This window comes from Terriglobia bacterium, from assembly GCA_035712365.1.
Classification (GTDB): domain Bacteria; phylum Acidobacteriota; class Terriglobia; order UBA7540; family UBA7540; genus SCRD01.
Window position 1 is genome coordinate 119,962 of sequence record DASTAW010000015.1, and the last position, 23,094, is coordinate 143,055.

Annotated in this window: 17 protein-coding genes and 1 tRNA gene; 10 read left to right on the forward strand and 8 right to left on the reverse strand. The window is 56.6% G+C overall.

The annotated features are described in order from the left end of the window. Positions 1-86 precede the first annotated feature (86 nt). The 3 genes from VFQ24_04235 to VFQ24_04245 all read right to left on the reverse strand — a co-directional run bounded on the left by VFQ24_04235 (position 87) and on the right by VFQ24_04245 (position 1,934). Positions 87-162 (reverse strand) — tRNA-Phe (locus tag VFQ24_04235). A gap of 189 nt (positions 163-351) precedes the next feature. Beyond that, complete coding sequence (locus VFQ24_04240) at positions 352-1,494, reverse strand: AAA family ATPase (GenBank protein HET9177548.1); 1,143 nt, start codon at positions 1,492-1,494, stop codon at positions 352-354. 17 nt (positions 1,495-1,511) lie between these two features. Then, on the reverse strand, positions 1,512-1,934 hold the full coding sequence (locus VFQ24_04245; protein HET9177549.1) for a hypothetical protein: 423 nt from the start codon (positions 1,932-1,934) through the stop codon (positions 1,512-1,514). 501 nt (positions 1,935-2,435) lie between these two features. Here VFQ24_04245 and VFQ24_04250 point away from each other — a divergent pair. Beyond that, entirely contained in the window at positions 2,436-3,572 is a 1,137-nt protein-coding gene (locus tag VFQ24_04250; GenBank protein HET9177550.1) for an ISNCY family transposase, read from the forward strand. Between the two features lie 558 nt (positions 3,573-4,130). Beyond that, on the forward strand, positions 4,131-6,650 hold the full coding sequence (locus tag VFQ24_04255; GenBank protein HET9177551.1) for a M1 family aminopeptidase: 2,520 nt from the start codon (positions 4,131-4,133) through the stop codon (positions 6,648-6,650). Between the two features lie 151 nt (positions 6,651-6,801). On the opposite strand, the gene VFQ24_04260 is transcribed toward VFQ24_04255, so the two are convergent. From VFQ24_04260 to VFQ24_04270, 3 genes are all read right to left on the reverse strand, one after another. Then, positions 6,802-8,121, reverse strand: a complete 1,320-nt coding sequence (locus VFQ24_04260) for an MFS transporter (GenBank protein ID HET9177552.1) — start codon at positions 8,119-8,121, stop codon at positions 6,802-6,804. 236 nt (positions 8,122-8,357) lie between these two features. Next, positions 8,358-9,173, reverse strand: a complete 816-nt coding sequence (gene iolB / locus VFQ24_04265) for a 5-deoxy-glucuronate isomerase (GenBank protein ID HET9177553.1) — start codon at positions 9,171-9,173, stop codon at positions 8,358-8,360. A 108-nt stretch (positions 9,174-9,281) separates the two neighbouring features. Beyond that, entirely contained in the window at positions 9,282-10,292 is a 1,011-nt protein-coding gene (locus tag VFQ24_04270) for a PmoA family protein (GenBank protein HET9177554.1), read from the reverse strand. Positions 10,293-10,997: 705 nt separating this feature from the next. On the opposite strand from VFQ24_04270, the gene VFQ24_04275 reads away from it, so the two are divergent. The 3 genes from VFQ24_04275 (at position 10,998) to VFQ24_04285 (ending at position 14,802) form a co-directional block, all read left to right on the forward strand. Continuing rightward, on the forward strand, positions 10,998-11,210 hold the full coding sequence (locus VFQ24_04275) for a hypothetical protein (protein ID HET9177555.1): 213 nt from the start codon (positions 10,998-11,000) through the stop codon (positions 11,208-11,210). Positions 11,211-11,290: 80 nt separating this feature from the next. Further along, complete coding sequence (locus VFQ24_04280) at positions 11,291-13,597, forward strand: polysaccharide biosynthesis tyrosine autokinase (GenBank protein ID HET9177556.1); 2,307 nt, start codon at positions 11,291-11,293, stop codon at positions 13,595-13,597. Between the two features lie 230 nt (positions 13,598-13,827). Beyond that, positions 13,828-14,802 (forward strand): UDP-glucuronic acid decarboxylase family protein, encoded by a 975-nt coding sequence (locus VFQ24_04285; GenBank protein HET9177557.1) that lies wholly within the window; start codon positions 13,828-13,830, stop codon positions 14,800-14,802. A gap of 46 nt (positions 14,803-14,848) precedes the next feature. On the opposite strand, the gene VFQ24_04290 is transcribed toward VFQ24_04285, so the two are convergent. After that, positions 14,849-15,658, reverse strand: coding sequence for a class I SAM-dependent methyltransferase (locus VFQ24_04290; GenBank protein HET9177558.1), 810 nt, complete (start codon positions 15,656-15,658; stop codon positions 14,849-14,851). A gap of 18 nt (positions 15,659-15,676) precedes the next feature. Then, entirely contained in the window at positions 15,677-17,014 is a 1,338-nt protein-coding gene (locus VFQ24_04295) for a flippase (protein HET9177559.1), read from the reverse strand. Positions 17,015-17,313: 299 nt separating this feature from the next. Between VFQ24_04295 and VFQ24_04300 the strand changes: the two genes are divergently transcribed. From VFQ24_04300 to VFQ24_04320, 5 genes are all read left to right on the forward strand, one after another. Further along, complete coding sequence (locus VFQ24_04300) at positions 17,314-18,714, forward strand: FAD-dependent oxidoreductase (GenBank protein HET9177560.1); 1,401 nt, start codon at positions 17,314-17,316, stop codon at positions 18,712-18,714. Further along, positions 18,701-19,651 (forward strand): glycosyltransferase family 2 protein, encoded by a 951-nt coding sequence (locus VFQ24_04305; protein ID HET9177561.1) that lies wholly within the window; start codon positions 18,701-18,703, stop codon positions 19,649-19,651. Before VFQ24_04300 ends, VFQ24_04305 begins: the two co-directional genes overlap by 14 nt. Before the next feature lie 63 nt (positions 19,652-19,714). Continuing rightward, positions 19,715-20,557 carry an FkbM family methyltransferase gene (locus VFQ24_04310; protein ID HET9177562.1) on the forward strand — a complete coding sequence of 281 codons (843 nt, stop codon included), beginning with the start codon at positions 19,715-19,717 and terminating at the stop codon, positions 20,555-20,557. 101 nt (positions 20,558-20,658) lie between these two features. Beyond that, positions 20,659-21,366 (forward strand): class I SAM-dependent methyltransferase, encoded by a 708-nt coding sequence (locus VFQ24_04315; GenBank protein ID HET9177563.1) that lies wholly within the window; start codon positions 20,659-20,661, stop codon positions 21,364-21,366. A gap of 308 nt (positions 21,367-21,674) precedes the next feature. Then, the gene (locus VFQ24_04320; protein ID HET9177564.1) at positions 21,675-23,087 is read left to right on the forward strand and encodes an O-antigen polymerase; all 1,413 of its coding nucleotides are present in this window, start codon (positions 21,675-21,677) and stop codon (positions 23,085-23,087) included. The last annotated feature ends 7 nt before the right edge of the window (positions 23,088-23,094 follow it).

Here is a 23,094-nt window from a genome sequence, read left to right on the forward strand (position 1 = left end):
AGGTTCCAACAGGTTTTATAGTGGCCACTCGGCGCACCTCGTCCGTTGTTCTGAAATATCTCAATCCGGTAAGTTGTTGACAAGAATGGTGCCGCGGGACGGAGTTGAACCGCCGACGCCAGCCTTTTCAGGGCTGCGCTCTACCACCTGAGCTACCGCGGCAAGCAAGAGACATTTTCAGATGGATTCGGAGTTCTGTCAAGAAACGGAGCGGGCCTGGCTGCGGCATCTTCAATGCTATGGGTGAACAATGGCCAAGCCCCAAGGTAACGGAAAGACGGAGACTCTCATGCGCCCGGCGGTAATGTGCTTTCGCCAAAATGTCTCTTGCATAGTTTCAGCGAAGAGGCTTCAATCCACAGATACCTTGAGTGCCAGAGCCTGGCTGGCGGCGCGCTCTGTGGAGACCGCAACAAGCGCCGTCTGCTTGACGGAAGCGGAGGCAGTGCCGACAAGCGCTCCTTGCTCCTCCCGCATAAAAACCAGCTTTGACAGGCCGGGGTCCGCATCAACCGTTATGACATCGCCCAGGCATACCTGCTTGGTGGCCATCAGGTTCGAAAGCGGGAATACCAGGTGGCGCTCGATGGCCCGCTTCAAGTGGCGGGCGCCGCTCTTGGGATCTGTACCCTCGAGCAACAGGAGGTCGCGCGCCGAGCGCGTGCACTTGAAGACAAACTGGTTGCCCGGGGCAGCGGTGATGATCCGTTCCTGCACTTTGGCCAGCTCGATATCGAGGATATCCTCCAGATGTTCCTTCCGCAGCGACCGGAAGACAATGACTTTGTCAATGCGGTTCATGAACTCAGGAGAAAACTTTCGCCGGGCGGCTTCTACTGCCACGCGATAGATCTTATGGTCCAACTCTTCATCGTCAATCCGGGAATCAGCCGAGAATCCCATTCCGCCCCGCATGAGCTTCGATACCTCCTGCGAGCCCAGGTTGGAGGTGAGAAAGATGATCGAGTGCGAAAAGTCAACGCGGCGATTGTCACCCAGTGTAAGCGTAGCCCTGTCCAGGATGCCCAGCAGCAAATGCCACAGGGCGTCCGAGGCCTTTTCAATCTCGTCAAAAAGGACAAACGAGAGCTTCAGAGTATCTGTGTAGTGTGCCTCCAGCGCTTCCTGGGTGATCAGCGGCTGCGTCTCGCGGTGCCCCAGATAGCCCGGCGGCGAGCCGATCAGCTTGGCGATCTCGTGGCTGTGCTGGAATTCAGCGCAGTCGATCTTCAGAATCGATTGCTGAGTCCCAAACAACACCTCGCCGGTGGCCTCCACCAGCCGCGTTTTTCCCGAACCGGTCGGCCCCAGGAACAGCAGGTTCGCCAGCGGCCGTCCGGCCACCGCCAGGCCGGCCTTATACACCTGATAGATTCTGGCCAGCCGCCGGATGGCGCGGTCCTGGCCGACAACGCGCTTGATCAGCGCCCGCTCAAAGTCTTTTACCTCTGGGCTGTGAAGTGTTGGATCCAGAAGCGTCTGAACTTGAGACATTCCCTTGTCCTCCTGCTCTACATGGGGTAGAGCTGTACCTTTCCCCGGCGCAGTTGATTCAACTTAACGTCCAGTGTGGTGCGAAGAAGCTTCAGACTTGAAGTCAATTGTCCGACCAGTTCGCGGTCATGCGTCATAGCCAGAACTGGCAAATGGAGGTCACCGATATCGAGATGGAGACTGTGAATGCTGGCGAGCAGCTCGTGCAACTGGCGCGAGTCGTTTTCAAAAGGTTGCACCAACTCCTGGGAGGCCTTCTTCCTGATCTCCTTCCAATCAATTTCTACAAAAGGATGCTGGGAATTCACTCCCCGGATCACTTCATCACTGATGTGCGGACGGCGGCCCAGGTTGGCGAGATGGATCTGGCGGACACGACCGGCTTCCCGCACATTATGAACCAGATAATACGAGCGTCCTCTCTTTCTAATAAAGGCCATGGCGTATCTCCACACGCGCCGTAGTGGACACTCTACCACTACGCACTATCTTAGACGCAAGCAAAAAATTATGGTTACACCTATAAGAAATTTTTGTAGTCGAACGGCTTGGTCGGCAGGATTGACGCAGCGGCCGTAATTCCTTGTAGGCCAGCCGGTTAAGCCCTCCGGTCTACAACGCGTGCCACGGGCATCTTTGCCGTGGCGATGATACTTTGGTTCCACAACTTCCGCCCTATTGGGTCGGTTCACATTCACTCACGCGCGGGGATGGCAACGCACTCCTCTACCTGGACAAAACTCTGGCCGGTTAAGCCCCGGCGACCGGCTGTCATCGAATAACGTCCACGGCGACGGTCACTGGCCGATTGAGCCCCGCGGCGCTTCGGCTGGCCAAGAAGTGCTGTCGCAGCAAAGTGAAAAGATCCTATTCCAGCAAAGTAAGAAGTTCCTGTTGGAAACCGGCAAACTGTGGGGATGAAAAAACAACAGGGGCTGTGGATGAATCAAAAAGAGCGGGATCGATTGAAGGTGTTGCACGAAGCAGAAAAGGGACACCTGACGCAGAAGCAGGCGGGGGTGCAATTGAAGCTGAGCGAGCGATGGGTACGGGAGTTGGTGGGGCGGCTGAGGAAGGAGGGGGATGGGGGGATCCTGCACCGGCTGCGGGGGCGGGCGTCGAAGCGGAAGCTGAGCGCGGCGGTACGGGCGAAAGTGGTGCGTCTGGTGAAACGAGAGTATGCCGGCTTTGGGCCGACGCTGGCGGCCGAGTATCTGGGGGAGAAGCACGGGGTGGTGATGAGCAAGGAGAGCGTACGGCAAATCCTGATGGAGGCGGGAGTGTGGAAGCGGAAGCGGCGACGGGTGGAACCGGTGCACGTGTGGCGGGCGCGGCGGCCCTGTTGCGGCGAGATGGTGCAGTGGGATTCATCGGAGCACGACTGGCTGGAGGGGCGAGGGCCGAAGCTCTCTCTGCTGGCGATGCTCGACGACGCGACCAGCCGCGCCCAGGCGCGCTTTGCCGAGCACGACACCACGGAAGAGAATTTCCGCTTGCTGGAGAGTTACCTGAAGCGATGGGGGCGACCGGGAGAATTTTACACCGACAAGGACAGCCTGTTTACGGTGAACCGTCCGGTGCGAGAGGCCGACGACGAGGCTTGGCCAGAGGCTTGGACGCAAATCGGGCGGGCGTTGAAGGAGTTGGGGATAGGATGGATTGCGGCCCACTCACCGCAGGCGAAGGGGCGCATCGAGCGCTTCTTCGGCACCGCCCAGGACCGGCTGGTGAAGGGACTGCGCCAGGCGGGGGCGCAGACCCTGAAAGAAGCCAACGCTTATTGGGAGCAGGAGTACTTGCCGATGTGGAATCGGCGCTTCACCGTGGAGGCGGAGAAAGTCCCCCGATGCACACCGGCCGCTGCGGGCGAAGCAGAACCTGGCGGCGATCCTGAGCCACGTCGAGGAGCGCGTGGTGGCCAACGATTACACGATTCGGTACAACACGCAGAAATACCAGATCCCTCGGGCGGATATCCGTCCGGGATTACGAGGCGCGACGGTGCGGGTGGAGGAGCGGCGAGACCAGACGCTGTGGGCACGCTTCCGGGATCGCTACCTGAAGGTGAGCCGGTGTGAGCCGGTTCCCAACGGACCAGGTCCGCCTCGGCCCGCTCCATCTCGACCCCTCGGCGGGGAACACCGGGTAGCCCTTGGATGAAAGACTTCCATCTGCGTCAGAGTCCCCCGCTCTGGAAAATTATGAGGCAGGAACAGGGAGTGGTAAAAGCAGGAAGAAGTACCCCCTGAGCCGCGCCGTGGGCGCCAACCTCAGTCGCCCTACGGGCTCCTTCGGTTGGCGCCCACAGGAACTACTTACTTTGCTAAGAACAGGAACTTCTTACTTTGCCTTGACAGGCTGGCCAAGAAGTGCTTGATCGGGCGGTGCAACCGTAGTAATCTCGCACCACGATTTTTGTGGGCTGCCTCCGAGCTGAACCACCGGTCTGAGGCGAGGCGCAAGTCGTGGACGGATTTGTTTCTGGAGCACTGTTCGACGGTGACCAAGCCAGAATATTGGCCAACCGGGCCGATCTTCCGCCGTGCCTGCTGAAACTGCCACCGGCGCCCAAGACGCGGCCATTTCGATGCACGACAAAATTCAACCGGCTGTTATGGGTCATGGGAGGAATTTCCATGCGTAAGCACTTCCTATGTTTTCTAATCCTGGCGGGGTTCGTGTTCTTCACTGCGGTCAGCAGCGTGAAAGGACAGGCCCCGCTTCCTGGACCTCTCGACCTGACGCACCAACCCTCCGACACGTTGATGAAGGTTTACGCACAAATTCGTCAACTGGCCGGCAGCAATCAGGCGGCTGCCGCCGAAAACGCAGACTGGAAAAAGGACGCCGCCACTTTCCATCTTACGAACGGACAGATGACGCTGGCGGCTCCGGTGGCAGGCCGGGTGCTCGGAGCTGTGTTTACCGGTAATGGGAACTTCGAACTCGACCCGCCCACGCCTGCCGAGCAGCACCAGATTGCGCGGTTTGCCAAGGCCCCCAAGCTGAACGACACTTTTCACCAGGCCATCTTTCTCTTCACGGATGATTCCCTCCAAGAACTTCAGAAACTCATGGTTTTCCAGCCTCGCGGCGACGCCGCAGCGGCAGGCAAGGCCCTGGATGACGCGCAAAAGAAATTTTCGGAAAGCTTCAACGACTGGACGGACAATGTTCGCAATGGCAATTTCCAGATGCAAAATATCCCGGCACGCATGCTCGCCGACCTCACCGACCCGACCAGCCGGGGATTTTTCCTCGCAGACTTCAAAGGAGGGCATTCAGGGAATCTGCTGTTCGTGATTAGTTGGAACCGTCCGACGCTCGTCCTGCCTTCTCTCGGTAACGACGAAGAAGAAATTCTGATCCACTATGATCGAGGCAGTTACTGGGAGTGGTGGGCCGGATTTCATCTTGTCTCGGAGTACGCCAAGGCGCCCTGGCCTGAGCATCTAACCCAGCTCGCGCACTGCGGCAAGGAAACGATTGAAGCGGTGATCAACGATCACGCCCGGCTTTCCGCCACAGCCGAAATGCTGGCTGAAGTTCCCTCGGCCCGGTTGCGGCTGCTCCCCCTCAACCTTCGCGGGGTGTTGCGGATTCAAGCCGTGACGGATGGGTCCGGCAACAAGCTTGCGTTCATTCAGGAAGGTCGCAAGCTCGACAGCGATCCCTGGGTGGTCCTAGCGGCGCCTGCCGAACCCGGGCAAGCTTTCACTCTCAAGATTATCTATGCCGAAGACTCCACATCCGACAGCCATATCATCCAACAGAGAGGCAGCGGGCTTTATTACGTAACCTCGCGCGAATCCTGGTACCCGAACTTCGGTGGCTTCAATGACCGTACAGAATTCCATCTGCGCATCACTTCACCGAAGAGATACGAACTGGCTGCCACCGGGCGGCTGGTGAAAACCCAGAAAGACCACGATACCCTGACCACGGAGTGGGAATCACAGCTTCCCTTTCCCGTCGCCGGCTTTAACTACGGCGACTTCGTCACCAAGTCGGCGTCCGACTCCAATCTGACCGTCAATGCTTATGCCGGCAAGGAGGTGCCCAACGAGTTGAAGCAGGTCCAGAACACACTCGACGTTGCCGGACTCGTTACCCGAGGCGATGCCGCCGCCGAGTATGGAATCCTGACTGGCGGCTTTAACACGGCGTCAAACACGCTGTACGCAGCCAAGGTCAGCCTTGCAGCCATGCGACTTTATGAGGACTATTTCGGGCCGCTGCCGTTCAAAACCATCTCCGTCACCGAGCAACCGGTCCTCGGTTACGGCCAGAGCTGGCCCACTTTGATCTTTCTGCCTTACGACTCCCTGCTGGACTCCACCACGCGTAACAACCTGCACTTGCAAGACACGGGCGAGGCGCGCGAGTTCTACAATCTGGTGGCGGCGCATGAAATGTCCCATCAATGGTGGGGGCATCTGGTCGGATGGAAGACCTACCGGGACCAGTGGCTTTCAGAAGGTTTTGCGGAATTTTCCTCCGCCCTATACCTCCAGGCTACGGAACCAAAAAAATGGGACGATTTCTGGGACCTTAAGCGGAAGTGGCTGCTGGGTAAAGACCGCGCGGGCGTGCGGCCGGTGGACGTCGGCCCTATCGTCCTCAATGATCAGTTGGATTCTTATCTCGAACCCTCTGCTTCCCAGCATCTGATTTATGAAAAAGGCGCTTACGTACTGGAAATGTTGCGGATGGTCCTGGCTGATGCGAAATCCAAAAGCCCCGATGCTGCTTTCATCAACATTATGCGCGACTTCACGAGCACTTATGCTGGAAAGAACGCGAGCACCGCCGATTTCCAACACATCGTGGAGAAGCACGTAGGGCAGCCGATGGACTGGTTCTTCAATGAATGGGTCTACGGCAACGAAACTCCCTCTTACGATTTCCGTTATCAGCTACAGGGTGGGGGGAGCGGCAAAACGACAGTCTCATTCACACTCACGCAGTCGGGTGTCTCGGGTTCCTTCCAGATGGGAGTTCCGCTCTACGTCACCTATCAGGGTAAAACGGGGCGCATCGGCTTCATACAGATGAAGGGACCTTCGACACGCAATGCACAGTTTCAACTGCCTTTTCACCCCAGCAACATCAGCATTGATGCGGAACGGGACCTGCTGGCCGTGGTCCATGAATAGAACAACACGCTGTGAAAGCAGACGGAGACCGTATCAATCTCGACGACTAACCCCCGATCCAAATCTTCAGTCCTGGTCCATCCGCTCAACATGCGCAGGCGTTGTAAGCGTGTGCGCGTACACGAGCGTGACACCCCAGGCAGTGTTGGATTCAGGCTCGAGCAGGATGCGTGATGGGCTTGATTTTGGGAATAATCAGGTGCACCAGCCCCAGCGCGATGGGGTGCATAGTGCCGCAGATGATAAACAGCGGAACGTAGGAGTGGGTGAACTGCAGAACATAGCCCGCCAGCGGAGCAATGATCATGCCGCCCACGGCGCCCGCTGCCCCGCCGATTCCCACCACCGAGGCAACGTCGCGCTTGGGAAAGATGTCGGAAGACAGCGTAAAAAGGTTCGCCGACCAACCCTGGTGGGCGGAAGTAGAAACCGAGATCAGCGCCAGCGCCAGCCAGATGTTCCCGGTCAAGACCGCAGCAATGCCGGCGGGCATGGAGAAGGCGCACACGGCCATGGCGGTCTTGCGGCCGGCATTCACGCTCCAGCCTCTCCGTATAAGGAAGCCGGATAGCCAGCCGCCGCCTACACTGCCGATAATCGCGGCAACAAATGGGATGGTGCCGAACCACTCAAGCTGTTGAATGCTGAAGCCTCGCGCCTGCACCAGGTACTTGGGCAGCCAGAAAACGTAGAACCACCAGATGGGATCGGTGAGGAACTTGGCCACTGTAAAGCCCCACGCCTCACGATACGCCAGCAGCCGGCGCCACTCGATTTTTGCCTCGGGTTCTTCTTCTTCGTCCGGCTCCCGCAGTTCGATCTTCTTCAGTTCCTCCAGCGACAGCCAGCGATGCAGCCTGGGCGTTCGATAAACCGCCAGCCATACCACCATGATGATCAGCGCGAAAATCCCGGTGACAATGAAGGCCGCTTGCCATCCCCAGCGCAGCAGGATGGCGCCCACCACCGGATAGGCAATGACGTTGCCGATATTGGTTCCGGAATTGAAAATACCGGTGGCCAGCGCACGCTCTCGCTTCGGGAACCATTCCGCAACGGCCTTGATGGAGGCCGGGAAGTTGCCCGCTTCGCCCGCGCCCAGCATAAACCTCGCAGCGCCGAAGGAAAACACACCGCGCGCCAACGCGTGCCCGATGGTAGCCAATCCCCACCATCCCATGGAGATCGCATAACCCACTCTGGTGCCCAGCCAGTCAACGATGCCGCCCGAGATCAGCATGAAGATGGCATAGGCCCACATGAAGGCGGCGATGATCCAGCCGTAATCAGCTTCAGTAATATGGAAAAGCTGCTGAAGGTGCGGCGCCAGAATGGCGATGGTGCCGCGGTCAATATAATTGACGGTGGAACCACAGAAAAGCAGAGCGCAAATCCACCATCGCAGATGCGGAAGGCTGCGGAGCCGCTGTCCGGAGACTTGAGATTTCGTCACTTGAGTCGTGTCGGCCATAGGGAATCCGTAGCGCCGAACGCCGGGGCAGGACGCGCGTTTGAAAGCAGCAACTGACGATCAGCTACGCCGGGACGCCTTGGCCCGTGGCGGAAGGCATTCTACGACCGCAGAGTGTGTGTGTCAAAACAATCCTGACAAACAATCCTGACACAAATGGGAAGGTTCTTTCCAGGCATGCTCCCGGACCTGGTTCTGCCGGCACCAGCGGGCGTTCGCACAATTTACGCCCGCAGTTATTGCTGTTTCACCCAGGCGTGTTGCGGGTCGTCGCTCCAGGCGCCATAGCGGCGCTCTTCTCCGGCCAGCACCCAGGTGTAATGCAACTCGTAGCCCGGCGCAGCCACCACCGGATGGTAACCCTTGGGCAACAGCACTGTATCGCCGTCGCGAACCACAAAAACGGTTGAAAAACCATCGGGATCGTCCGGCGCGGTGTAAGTCCAGATGAACCCGTAGCCCTGCGAAGGCTTGACGCGGAAAAAGTAGACTTCCTCCAGCACCGCCTCGTTTGGAGGATTTTTGCGGTCGTGTTTGTGCGGAGGATAGCTGGACCAGTTGCCCGAAGGGTTCAGAGTTTCGCCGGCGAGCAACCGCTCGGCCTGAGTGTCCAGGTCGAGCGCGGAATAGACGTTCCGCTGCCAGTTGTCGCGCCCCGCGCGATTGAGGGTGACGTCTGAACCCTGCAGCAGGCGCGGCACCGTGGCGGCGCCCGAAGGGGCGGAGAAAATACCGATGTCCACGGCGTCCGAAGTTGCCTTGATGTCAAAAGTGGATTGCATGGGAATGTAAACCATCACGGGCGGGCCGGAAAAGACATCGGCACGGCCGCCGGCGTTTTCATAGACCTGCCGCTCGCCCTTGCCGCTTTTGATCGAAACTGATGCGGTGCCGGAAAAGATGTCCAACACGTACTCGCGATTGCCTGACGTGCCGGAGTGCGTCTCTCCGTTTTTCAATTGCACGCGGGCGAAATCCAGAAACTTCATGGTTCCGGGCGCGACAATCTGCCGGTACTTTCCATCGGCCTTGGCTTTAATGTGGCGTTCCATAGACTCTCTCCTTTCAGGATCGTCGGGGACACAATGACCTGGAAAACCCGGGGACTCCGACGGGCCGTCATGTGACCGCGACCGGTCTCCTGGTGTTGCACTGGATGGTTAGTGCCCTGCGGCATACTGCTCCCATGCTGCCGCAACATCGGCCTGCTTCTCATCGCCATGATGAATCAGCACGCGATAGCGCAGGGTTAGGCTGCCGCCCGCAGCGATCGTGTAACTGCCGTCGAGTTTGGGATTGTTGAAGAACACGCTCAGGCCGAAAGGATTGACGCCAAACAGGCCGTAGCCTCTCGCCGTCCAGGTAGTAGGATGCCGGAAATTGCGAGGACTATCGAAAATGGCAATGCCAACCTCTTCGCCATCCACCTTGCCATTGTAATCCACCCAATTCGCCTTCTTCCCCCAGATTTCCTTTTCACCTGCCCCACCGTTTGAATTGACCATCCGGCCTGGCGGCGAGTCAAGCGCATGGACTACGCGGATGGCGAACGTCCCTTCCTTGGTGTCGGCAATTTTCAGGGGCCCGTGATTGGCACGCAGCGTGAAGGCGCAATCGATGACGCGATTATTCTTGTCCCCGGAAAAAGTATAGGCCTGAACTTCTTCGCCCATGACTTCTCCAGCCGGCTTGACAAGGTCGAAAGCCGCACGGAGCACGCCTGAGTTAGGGCCTCCCTGCATTTCTTCAATCCGGCGAATCACCGTACGCCCCTTGGGCAGATCTTGGCTTGGATAGAAGACGCCGTTCACGGTCTGCTCCTCCCGTGTCAGGTTCTTCTCCGCCCAGAAGTCGATCTTGTTGATGTCGCCGTGCCCGAAATACATGGCACGCTGGTGAGGGTGATCGTGGTCCTCGCCAGGCAGGTCAGTCACCATGGGCCAACCGCGCGTCACAATAGTCCCCTGCGCGCTCCGCAGCGGCGAGAGATAGGGCTTGGGAGATTCCGTGCCGAAGTGGTAAGTGGTGAACGGAGCGCCGGCAATTCTAACGGAAATCGTGTCTCCGGTCCGAGTGATTTCTACGGGTCCCTGCCCCTGAAGCAGCGCGCTGCTCAACAGGAGCATAGCCCCGGTTGCAGCCGCCAAGGGGGCCAACTTCCTATTTGTCATGGATCCGTCCTGGTTGGTTTTGAAAAGATCCTTCTGGCGATAAGTTGGGGGTTCAGCATGATGTTTGGAAACCTTCCGAGGTTTTTCGCCGATCGCCTTTTCTGGAAACTGCGAATTCTAACATCAAAAAAGAGCGAGTTCAAACACGCGAATTTTGCAGTTTACGCAATTTGCAGGGACTAAGCCGAACCGTCAAGCGCGCTGGCGTCGTTTTTCAGAAACGGAAATTCGCTGGATTTGCTTAACTTGTAAGATTCCCCCTAACGCCCCACGCGCCGAAATGCAACTCTAGTTTGCCGTCGGGTTTTGGCGAAGCCGCTCAGAGGCGAATTCCAGGGTCAATATCAAAGGAGCCACCTTCTTCAAGCCGACTCGCTGGAGCTGACAGCCGTCTTCGAAAATTTTTGCAAGGGTTTTAATTTCAATCCGGTACACAGATTGACAGAGTTGGATGCCTCTGTTAGTCTCGTTGATGATTAGTAGTTTCTAATGATCGCCGATGGCGGCAGAAGAGACGCGGGACCTGGAGCGTAAGTGTTCAGGAAGTAGTTGGCCCAAATTGAGTTCAACCCATTCCGAACAAAGGCCGGGAGCGGCCACGGGAAGTCTGCCCAGCGTGAATTTGGTATTTTGGCCTGCAGAACTGAGAGCGTTCCTGCAATGAGAGTGGTGGACCGGCGTCTGCAACAAATCTTGGAGCGAGGAATGGAGGCCGCTGAAGGGGTCGCCTGTCGTCCTGCCATAGGAAACGATCAAGTGGGACACGGGAGGACCTTGCCGGCGCTCTGCTGGAAGGCCAGGCTTGCGGGGGATACTTGGTTCAAATTCGTGCCCTCAACTGACCTGAAGCTGGCAGCCATTCTCACCATCAATTCAGAGTTTCATGCACAGCTCGACCACACAGGATTGGGAGGATGAGTTACGCCTTCGTGATCCAGGGCATGGAGAAGTTACACCCAATAAATTCGAGGCGGCTCGCCCGGTAGTGAAGGAATGGTATGGAAAATGAAATAACGCCGATCAATCGGACGCAAAGCGTCGAGCGCCTCAACGGGCATTACTTGCGCGAAGCTGACATTCTGGATGTCTCGCCCGAAGAGTCGCCACGGCTGCTGGATTATTGGCATGTGATCCTGAAGCGGCGATGGGCAGTGCTGACTTCCCTCCTGATCGTGTTCACCACCGTGGCCATCGGGACCTTCAAGCAAGAACCCATTTACGCCGGCAGGGTGCTGATCGAAATCAATCCCGAAGAGCCCCAGGTGCTGAGCTTCCAGCAGATTGCCCAGGCGGGGCCTGCATGGGACCTTCAGAGTTACCGTGAAACGCAGTATAAAATTCTAAAGAGCCGCTCGCTTTCAGAACGGGTGGTGCGGGACCTGCGCCTTTACCAGTATCCAGAGTTTTATCGAAGCCGCAGTTTTTTGGGGCTGGTCACGAAGGACCCCGACAAAATCCCTTCCTCCTCAGACCCGAACCCTCCGGACCCCAACTCGGAAGCGTACGGCAACAGCGTGGGCAATTTCATGAGGGCTGTCGCGGTCAGTCCCATTGAACGCAGCAATCTTGTTGAAGTCACCTTCTACTCTCAAAATGCGGCCTTGGCGTCGCGGATTGCCAATCAGCTAAGCGAAGACTATATCGACCAAAATCTCCAGGTGAAGTGGAATGAAGCCTTGAAGGCGTCGGAATGGCTTTCTGGGCGGCTGGTTGAGCTGAAGGCAAAGCTCAAATCTTCTGAAGATGCCCTGCAGGCCTATGCGGCTAAGAATTCCATCCTATTTATTCAGAACGCTGTAAACGCGCAGGCTCAGAGCATGGCCAATGCCCGCCTGGAACAGCTTGAGGAGGAGTACACCAGGGCCCAGGGGGACCGGGCCCAGAAGCAAGCCCAGTACAGCCTGGTCCAGGCAGGCAAGGTGCAGGACCTCCCAGGAATTCTTGACAACAGGCTCATTCAAACACTCGAGCAAACTCTTTCTGACCTGAAGCGCCAGTATTCCGAACTGACGGCTACCGTGAAACCTGGATATCCGAAAGCGATGGCCCTCAAGAAACAGATTGACACGCTCCAGGCTAATCTCGACCACCAGAAGCAGGCCCTGACTCAAAACATTGCGCAACAGTATGACGCCGCCGTTGTGCGGGAGACATATCTGAACAAGCTGATTAGCCAGCAGGAAGGGCTGGTGGACGTTGTCTCTCAAAAAACCATTCAGTACAACCTCCTGAAGCGCGAGGTGGACACGAACCGCTCGCTTTATGACGGCGTTCTGCAGCGGATGAAGGAAGCTCAGGTAGCCGCTGGATTGAACGCCAGTAATATCAGGGTGGTTGATCCGGCGCAGGTACCGAAAGGACCGGCCAAGCCCCGGGTGATGCTCAACCTTGCCTTCGGTTTAATTCTGGGCCTGAGCATGGGTGTGGGACTGGCATTCTTCCAGGAATATCTGGACAATACGCTCAAGACCCCTGATGAAGTGGAGTCTCTGCTTCGTCTTCCTTCTCTGGGCCTTATTCCCTCGGTCCATCTGAATGGTTCCTCAAAATTATTGGAACAGGGAATCACCACCATCGGGAATGGCTCGAATGGTTCCTACGGCCTGGCTTTGCAGAAAGACCCTATGGCTGTGGAGGCTTTCAGGTCCCTGCGAACGTCGATTCTGCTTTCAGCCAACCCCGTGCCCAAATTATTGCTGGTAACCAGCGCGCTGCCGGGTGAAGGCAAGACCACCACCACGGTGAACCTGGGCGCCACCCTATCCAGCCTGGGCAGCAAGGTCTTGATTGTGGATTGTGACATGCGGCGGCCTGCCTGCCATCGGGCAGCAGGAGTAAAAAACAGTCCGGGCTTTGTCCAATGCCTGACGAGGCGGGTCCAGCTCTCAGAGGCCATTTTGCCGGTCAATGGAGTTCCCAATCTTTCCATCATCCCCTGCGGACCCATCCCTCCCAACCCCGCGGAAGTTCTGTCGTCTTCGCTGACGGCGGAGCTGCTGAAGAGGCTCCACGCGGAATTCGAGTACGTGCTCGTCGATTCTCCACCTATTCTGACGGTCGCCGACAGCCGCATCCTTGCCACGATTACGGACGCGGTGGTCCTGGTCACCCGTGCCTATGAAACTCCCTACGACGTTGTTCGCAGGGCCAGGACATTGCTCTATGGGTCCGGGGCGCGCATTCTCGGGGTGGCACTGAACGATGTTCAGATCCACAAGTCGAATTATGGCGGCAAGTACGGCGCCTACCAGCAATACGGTTACGGATATGGCAGCGATTACCGCGCGGACGGCCAGGCGACGTAGGGGCACGTATTACTGATCCGGGATTAGACTCTGCCAGACGAACCCTTCATTAATCACACCTTTCAAAACCGGCGCCGAGATCCTGGGCAGGTTTGCGGCTGAGCATCGCGGTCCTTGCACCCGTGTGGCAGACGGGCGCCGCCATAACCGGGGTCGCGGGGCTATAATGTTCCAGAAGCATGGGGCAGATAACGTGATATGCGCGGTTCACCCGGGCACTTAGAGGACAAATGCGAATTTTAATCAGTGGGGGAGCAGGCTTTCTCGGCAGGCATTTTTGCGCGGCGATGCTTACGCAGGGGAATGAAGTCCTTTGCATGGACAATCTCATGACAGGACGCCGCGAAAACATAGGAGAATTTGAGCAAGGCCCGTCATTCCGGTTCATCATTCAGGACGTCACGAAACCCTTTGAAATCGAGGGGCCACTGGACGCTGTCGTTCACATGGCGTGTCCGGCAAGCCCACCTGATTATCTCCGGTTCCCGATTGAGACCCTGGAAGTGGGGACCATCGGAACCCGCAACTTGCTCGCCTTGACCCTGGCCAAGAAAGCGCGCTTTCTGCTCACCAGCACTTCGGAAGTTTACGGCGACCCGAATGTGAGCCCTCAAACCGAACGCTACTGGGGCCACGTGAATCCCATCGGTCCCCGGAGTGTCTATGACGAAGCCAAGCGAGCCTCTGAGGCCCTGACTATGGCCTATCATCGGCGCCACGGCCTGGACACTCGGATCGCAAGAATATTCAATACTTACGGCCCCTGGATGCGCGCCAGCGATGGCCGGGTAGTTTCCAATTTTATTGTTCAGGCCCTCGAGGGAAAGGAACTGACAATTTACGGCGATGGAAGCCAGACAAGAAGTTTCTGCTACGTCAGTGACCTGATCGACGGCCTGATGCGCCTCTTGCTGGCTGGCTCTGATTCCCGGGCGGCGGGCGCACAAGCAGAAGACTGGGGAATTCATTATCCGGTTAACCTTGGCAATCCGAGGGAAGAGAAAATCGTTGCTATCGCTCGAATCATCACGGAAATGACAGGCAGTCCAAGCCCGGTAGGTTTCCATCCTTTGCCGACCGACGACCCCAAGGTGCGCTGTCCAGACATCTCCCGCGCCCGCCGCCTGCTTGGATGGGAACCAAAAGTGTCGTTGGAAGAGGGACTGCAAGCCACAATCGAGTACTTCCGGGAACACACCAACTGACCCGACAGCAACGAAATCCGATTACTCCGAGCTCTGAGTGCAACAATCAACCTTGCTTGACAGCGACCATCGCAAGTGAACACGCCAACCTTTCTTTTCGAACCGGCCAGAGGAAGTCAAGATAGGAAAACAGGTTGAGCAGAGGTGAGAAGCACGAAGATAAGGGTTGCAGATTGATAAGCCAGCGATAGAAGGCAAAACAGACCAGTGCGCTGGGGGGATAGGTGTACGGCTTGCATTGCATCTCACCGAATCCTGCATCACCCAGCACGACCTGCAGACTTCCTTTCCAGTATCCGTCGCGAACATGGCCAACTAGTTCATGAAACCGCCGGCCGAAGATCCGGGGATAGTTGGGCGTTGGCGTCGAGATGATCACTTTCCCTCCCGGTTTCAGAATCCGGCCAATCTCCTTCATCAGGATCACATCCTCAACCACATGCTCAATAACATCAATCAGCAAGACCACATCGAACGTTCCATCAGCAAAGCTTTCCAGGCCTGGAACCCGCAGAACCCGGAAATCAATGTTCGACACTTCGTTCAGGCTTCTTGCGCTTTCCGCGGTTCGGATCGCTGCACCGTCAGCATCGACTGCGACGATGCTGACATTCCGGTGCTGCCGCGCTACTGCAAATGATATGATCCCGGAAGAGCAGCCGATTTCCAGTACGATGGGACGGCCGCGAAAGGCGCCGCCGGAAAGAATCGGCTTCAAGGCCCGCCACCGGATATGAGTATGAAGATCGGGATGTCCGTAAGCACGGCAGTAGCCCAGCATCAGAAGCTTCTTTAGCAAACCGCGCTTCAACTCTGGATCGCAGCACAAGGCCGCCTGTTCTTCGCCAATTGCCATAGCTAAGCCTGCCTCATTTCAGTCCCCCTGTTGCCCGACCTTGAGTCGGAGCGGATTCAAACCGTGCTTCAGCGTGTAAAGGAAAGAGCTTACGTTAACAAAGGTTTCAGCAGCCACGACACATGCGGCCATGCCCTTTGCTCCGTAAGCAGGAACCAGCAGAAAGGCGAGCCCCACGTTCACCAGTCCAGCGCCAAGTAGTATCTTAACCACGGCATAGTCCCGCTTGAAGGACATCATCATCAGCGTTGACCAGACCGCAGCCAGCGCCAGGTTCAGGACATTGAAAGAAAGGATTCGCAAAATGCCTGCCGAGGCCATGAACTTCGCTCCAAACACCAGTCTCACGATGATGGGCGAGCCAACCATCATCACTGCAAAGATTGCGATTCCAAGCGGGACCAGTAGAGCAAGGACCTTTCTACCTTCGCGAAGGGTAAGCTCCTTCGAAGCGTGGGCCAGCTTATTGATCCTGGGAAAGAACGCCTGGTAGATCGGACCCAGCGGATCCATTGCCACTCTAACGAGACGTTCCGCGGCATCATAATAGCCCACCACTGAAATGTCCGGAACCAGCATTCCCAATATGAAGGCGTTCCCTGAAAGATAAAGTATTGACGCCCCAGAAGACAGAAACAGGGCCCAGCCGTCCTTCAAACTCGTCATGATGTCGCGCCAGCTCGGCGAGACAAGCCGAATTTGGAACTTCAAAAAAGCAAAGACCGCGCCACAAGCCCCTGTAAGAAACGCTTGCCCGGACAGAATGATGGCGCAAGCCAGGAGGTCATTGGGACCACGCACAAGAAGAATCAAGGCCAGCAATCCGATCGCTCTGATCGAAACGTTGATAGCGGCGATAGCTCCCATTCTTTCGAGGCCCTGAAAGAGCCAGGTCGGGAAGAGTACCCTCCCAAACATGATGCCCGTCAGGGCCAAAACAAGCAATGCGGCCATCCTTACTTTGGCAACCAGCAAGGTGACAGGAAGCAACGCCATGAGGCAAAGCAGGCAAAGGCAAAGTTTCGCTCCCCAGATGCTCATTGCGACACGGCTGACCGACGCAATGTTCTCCCTCCGGGTCGATATCTCCCGCGTGGCGGACCAGTCAAATCCATAATCAACGACGACGGCAAAACTGTTGACCAGACCCTGGGCGAACCCAAGGAGGCCGAAAGATTCAGCGCCCAATACACGGACCAGATAAGGAATAGTGATTAATTGGAGGAGATAGTTGGAAAAGCGGAACGAGTAGAGGGAAAAAGCGTTTCGCGCGACCGCGCTTTGGAGGACCCGCCGGACTAGCAGCCGAAAATTCCCGAGGGAGTTCAATCCTGTTGCTTCGAGGGAATCTTTCATGAACGTCCGTATGCGTCTGTCGCCCTTACGTTCCGTGTATCAAACCTGAGCAGCCGCTCCCTTTTTTGAGCGATGAACTTTCCCATGCCTCCCTCTCCGTGTCAACCGAAACTTGCCCCGATTGATCCGCTACTCAACACTACGCTTCACCCTTATACCGTCTCAGGATACCAGCACCTCGATCATTTGCTGTAAAGTTCCTGATATACAATGAATGCTCCGCCGGGGACGGGGCGTGCTTTCCTATAGACCCGAGTGTGGCCCAGCCTGGCAGGGCAGGCCTCCATGATTCACCAGGAATGGCCCGAGAAACATACGGTGATGGCAAACAGAGAATGATGCAGCGAATTGTGATTATTGGGGCAGGACCGACGGGCATGGGCGCAGGCTTGAGATTAGCCGACCTCGGTCACGAAAACTGGGCCTTGTATGAGCGTCAAGATTACCCGGGCGGGCATGCGGCGTCTTTTGTTGACGAACACGGGTTTACCTGGGACGAAGGCGGGCATGTCATCTTTTCCCATTTCCCCTACTTCGATCAGTTGATCGACAGGTTCCTCGGAGATGAGGTCCATGAGCGCATCCGCGAAAGCTGGATTGTCAACGGCCGCAATTGGGTACCGTATCCTTTCCAGAACAACCTCCGCTATCTTCCCAAAGAAGCTCAGGTCGAGTGCCTGCTGGGCGCGGCCAGGGCATGGGGAAATTCAAGCGCGAACCGCGCTTGCAATTTTCGGGATTGGATCGTGGCAACGTTCGGGGATGGAATTGCCGCCCAGTTCATGTTTCCTTACAATACCAAGGTTTGGACGACGCCGCTGGAGGAGATGTCAAAGGACTGGATTGCGGACCGCGTCTCTGTGGTGGACTTCAAACGCCTGCTCCACAACGTTGTTTGCGGCCAGGATGACCTGGGCTGGGGTCCCAACAGCAAATTCAAGTTCCCTTTGCATGGCGGAACGGGTGAACTCTATCGCCGGGTCAGCACGCATCTTGGCGACCACATCACATATGGAAAGGACCTGGTGGAAGTCGATATGCAACGGCGCACCGTATCGTTCGCCGATGGGACCGGCGAACGATTCGATTCGCTCATCAGCACGGTCCCGGTTGATCGGCTGGTCAATCTCCTGAAACCTGCTGAAAATCGGCTCATCGAAGCTGCGAGCCAGTTGAAGCACAACAATCTGGTCGTGCTCGGAGTAGGGCTGAAAAAGAAACTCGATACAACGAAGTGCTGGGTCTATTTCCCGTCACCTGAGATTCCATTTTATCGGGCGACATACTTTTCCAATTACTCACCCTTTAACGTCCCGCGCGGCGACGTGGAACATTACAGCTCTTTGATGTGTGAGGTCTCTTTGCGGGATGGCTCGTCGATTGACCGCAATGACCTGATGGAACGCGCCGTAGCGGGGCTCATCCGCGAAGGCCTGCTGGAACCTGGCGACCGTGAGCGGGTGGTTTCACGCTATGTTCGGGAAGTGCCGTATTCTTACCCTATCCCCACGCTGGACCGTGATGCCGCGCTGGAGATCATCCTGCCCGGACTTTTGCAGATGAAGATTTATTCGCGTGGCAGGTTCGGGGCCTGGCGCTACGAAGTGGGGAACATGGACCACTCCGTGATGATGGGAGTGGAAGCCGTTGATCACATCCTGGAAGGCAAGCGGGAGAAGGTGGTCCATGACGACTGCTAAGAGCCATCCTCGTATTGCCGCCGTGGTGGTCACCTACAACCGTCGTGTTCTGCTGGCGGGTTGTCTTGATGCCCTCATCGCCCAGGAGCGCCCGCTCGATGAAATTCTGGTCATCGACAACGCATCCACTGACGGCACCGCAGAAATGTTAAGCGAAAAATACGATGGCATGATGACCCACGTTCGGCTGGAGGAGAATGTGGGTGGAGCAGGCGGCTTTTACGAAGGCATTCGCCTGGCGCATGAAAAAGGACACGACTGGATCTGGGTGATGGACGACGACGTGGAGCCGATGCCTGACGCATTGATGACGCTCGTCGAATCTCCAGCCTTTAACGATCTTTCTGTGGGGTACCTGGCATCTCTTGTGCTTGACTCCAACGGGAAAGCCCAGGTTTTCCCTTACAGACGGTTCAATTGGCTGATGGCAGCCTGCCCGGCCATCAGCGAGGGATCTCTCGGTCAATCGCTTGTCCCCATCGAAGCTGCGGGCTTTCTGGGCGGGATGATTCGGCGAGAGGCCATCGACGCTGTCGGGCTGCCAGTCAAAGATCTATTCATTTACTGGGATGACACGGAGTTTATCTATCGCATTTCGAGGCGGTTTAAGGTCTTCCTGGTTCCCGCCAGCAAAGTCATTCACAAATACGTTTGGGTGCCGTCTCCTCGAAGCAGTACCCTGGTGAAAAAGTCGAGGGGCCCGGCAGCACCGCTGAGTGAAAGCTGGAGGTTCTATTACAATCTTCGCAACTCGATTTTCATCAGAACCCGATATGTGAAGCCCTGGCTGGCTCCTTTGGTTCCTGTGCTGGCTGTTACAAGGCCGCTTGGAGCCGCGCTCGTCTTCTACGATCACAAGATTGCCCGTTGCAAGGTCCTTTGCCAGGCAGCTATCGACGGTGTCCTTGGCCGGCTCGGGAAACGGATCAGCCCCTGAAAAAAAGCACCAGGGATTTGGGCCATCCCGCCTGTACAAAGGATGGCTTCCTGGACGTGAGACATGAGAACCAGTAGCCACCCCCGTATACTCGCGGAGCGCTCGCTGCTCTATGCGAAGACCCTGCTGACCGCCAGAGATGCGACGAGCCTTTACCGGGCCCTTCTGGTCAAGCTGGAAGATGAAGTGCTCGTGGAGAGATTGGGACGGCCGAGAAGAATTGGGGCGCGGAAACATATCATCGTGAATTTTGATATATCTTTTTATTGTGACAACCACACCGTGTCCATGTACTACGAAATTTTCGGGGCGGCAGCATACAGCTTTTTCCCCGCTTTTGTTCCTCAGGGGGGCGATATCGTGGTGGACCTGGGCGCCAACCAGGGGATATTCACGTGTTATGCTGCGATGCGGGTCCCGCACGGCTGGGTGTATGCGGTTGAACCAGATGCCGAAAACCTGACGTGGCTTAAGGCCCATCTGGACTTGAACGGTATTTCCAACGCAACCGTAATCCCCAAGTGCGTCGGGGATCGAACCGGCAAGGCCTGCTTCAGGAAAGGCGATTCGAGCGGAACGGGGTGCGTCGTCGATGTGAGTGAACAGGGGCCCGGGTTTACGGAAGTGGACCAGATCACGCTGGAGGAAATGATGACGGCCTACCAGCTCCCGAAGATCGACTTGCTCAAAATCGATGTCGAGGGTTTCGAAACCAGGGTACTTTCCGGAGCGGACGGACGGCTGGGATCGATTCGGAGAATTGTTTTGGAGTATCACTCCCCAACCCTTGCGAACGAGGTCACAGAGACACTGCAGCGCAAGGGCTTCCGCTTGCTGCAAAATCCCGGGCCGGTGCTTTCACACATTCTATATTTCGAGAATAGCGCGCTGTGTCAGCATCAATAGCGATTGCCAGGCGCCTCATAACGCTGAATCGTGGTTGGTCACGGAAGCTGGACGCGCTCCTTGACCCTCACGGTCGCAGAGGCGATGGCTCCGTTGACTTCATGGCTGCGATACGGTCTGCCCTTCACCCCGGCATGGTGGTGCTGGACGTTGGGGGAGGAAAGAGGCCAGCCATCGCCCCTGACCTGAAGGCCTCGCTAGATCTGCGCGTGATCGGTGTCGATATTTCACAGGAAGAACTCGAGGCGGCGCCGCCAGGCTGTTACGATCAGACGATCTGTGGTGACATTACAGAGGGAACTGCTCTGCCCGCAGCAGATTTGGCCATCGCTCGCAGCGTCACGGAGCACGTTACTAACCCGAGCGCAATGTACCTTCATATACTGCGCGCCCTCCGCCCAGGCGGTTCCCTGATCAGCTACGTCCCCAACAAGTTCGCGCCGTACGCGCTGCTCAACGCGGCCTTGCCGAACCAACTTTCGAAAGTTCTGTTGAGTTTTCTCCACTGGGAAAGCAAGGGGGAGACGGGCTTCCCCGCCCATTACCGCCATTGCTATCCCTCTCGTTTGGAAGCTCTCTTGTTGGGTGTGGGATTCAGAGATGTGCAAATCTATCCTGCATATCGTTCTGAATATTGCAACTTCCTCTTGCCTTTGCACGCTTCCGAACTGGCCTGGCAAATTTTCACTTCACGCTTGAACCAACGGAACCTGTGTGAAACTTTCACGGTGATCGCGCAGAAGCAGCCGGAGAGCTGCGGCGCAAGTTCTGTCGATGCAGCCAGAGTTGTGGGCGATCTGACCCATTGAACAGATGAGAGGCTTTAGAATCTAATCTCGCTGTCCCGGCATGCCAGGGCGACCAATCTACTGAGGATTACAAAATATGGTGACAAGATAGTTTGTAGCGCCGTCGTCCTGGCGGCAATTTCAGGGCCGGTCCCGCTTGGCGGGACCAGCGCTACGGAAGTCCGTCACTCTATTATGCAATCCTCATTGGGCCTGGCAGACGCTTCGGAGACACTTTATCCTTCAGGAACCCGCGCGCATCTACCCCGAAGGTCGTGCGTGTTCTATAATCGGTGGTTGTACGATGGTCGGGTTTCCAGGAAGCAAACTTGACTGAAATCGCAGTTTCTCTTGCTGTTGCCGGAATCATCGCCGCGATCATCTGGCGGTATAAAACCGTTTTCTGCCTCCCTGTTTTTTGGGCGGCGCTGTTCGCGTTCATATTCGTGGGGCTTCTGCAAATTCATGCCCAGTTCGGGGGCCCTTCCTATGAATATGCAGCCGCCGGCTTCGCAATGTTTTTTCTGGGCCTTCTCGTAGCCGATTTCCTTTTTTCCCTTCGGGGCGGTAAATCTAGAATTAAGACTCGAAATCTGCGGGTTAAGCGCAACTCGTCAAGCGCTGATCCAAAGCCCGGCAATCAACCCGGGCTGACGCGGATCAAGCTGCTGTTTCCAGCTTTGCCTTTGAGTGTCGGCTTGTTTGTATCGCTTCTTGCCGCGACTTTCGTGACGATCATCTTTTTTGCTAATCAGGGATTCCCAATCCTTGCCAGTAATCCTGCGCTCGCCTGGGTCCAATCGACCAGCGGCGTGGTCAATCGGCTGATGACGGTTTTCGGCCCTGGCTGCTATGCGGTCCTTGGGCTTATGGCATGGGCCGTTTATCGCGAAACCGGTTCCCCCATGGCCAAGGGAATGATGTATCTGGGACTAGGGCTTGCAATCCTTGCCAACGGGTTGCTTGCTACCAAGAGCGCAGCCATCATGGTGTTTGTCTGGTTTAACATTTTGCTTTTTTACATGAACAAGAAACGGGAATTCTGGAAAACTGTGTTGCCCCTGATTATCATCGTCGTTCCAGTATCGGCAATCATCGTAGCGGTTCGCATGGTGTCCTATCAAGGGTACTGGCAGGCGGAAGGCATCTATCAAACCTACGCGGATCGGCTTACCACCATGGCTGCGGATCCCCTCGATTTTACGTTCAAGTACATGGAACGCTTCGGAGGCCCCATGCACGGCCGTGCGCTCCGTCTTGAAATGAAGCGGATCAACGAGCAATTGACAGGCGCGCCCAAAACGCCGGTGATATCAGAATATGTGTACAACCTCATGCAGGGTTTGCCGCCCGACAGCGTGGATTTGTCGGTCACCTTGACACCGGAAGGGACAGGATACATCGAGTGGGGAATGGCGGGCTTGTTGTTGTATTCGTTCCTTCAGGGGTTGGGATTCGGCCTGGTCCACAGGTATCTTTATCGCCAGGAAACAATGAACCTTGTTTCGCTGGTCGTGTGGGGCGGGATTGTCAGTTACGGCATCCAGCTCAGCAGCACCGGAATCATCTTAGTCGGCCTTGAGGGCGTTGCATTGTCGATACTTCCCCCTCTGGTGCTGCTCCTCCCCTTTTGCATTTTCTTCCTGCTGCCGATGGCCCGGAAGTATCGCAATACCGCCGGCCGAAGAATTCCCAGGCTTCCCGCGTTGCCCATCCAGCCTGGCCGCGGAGCAGCAAGGTGACGTCACC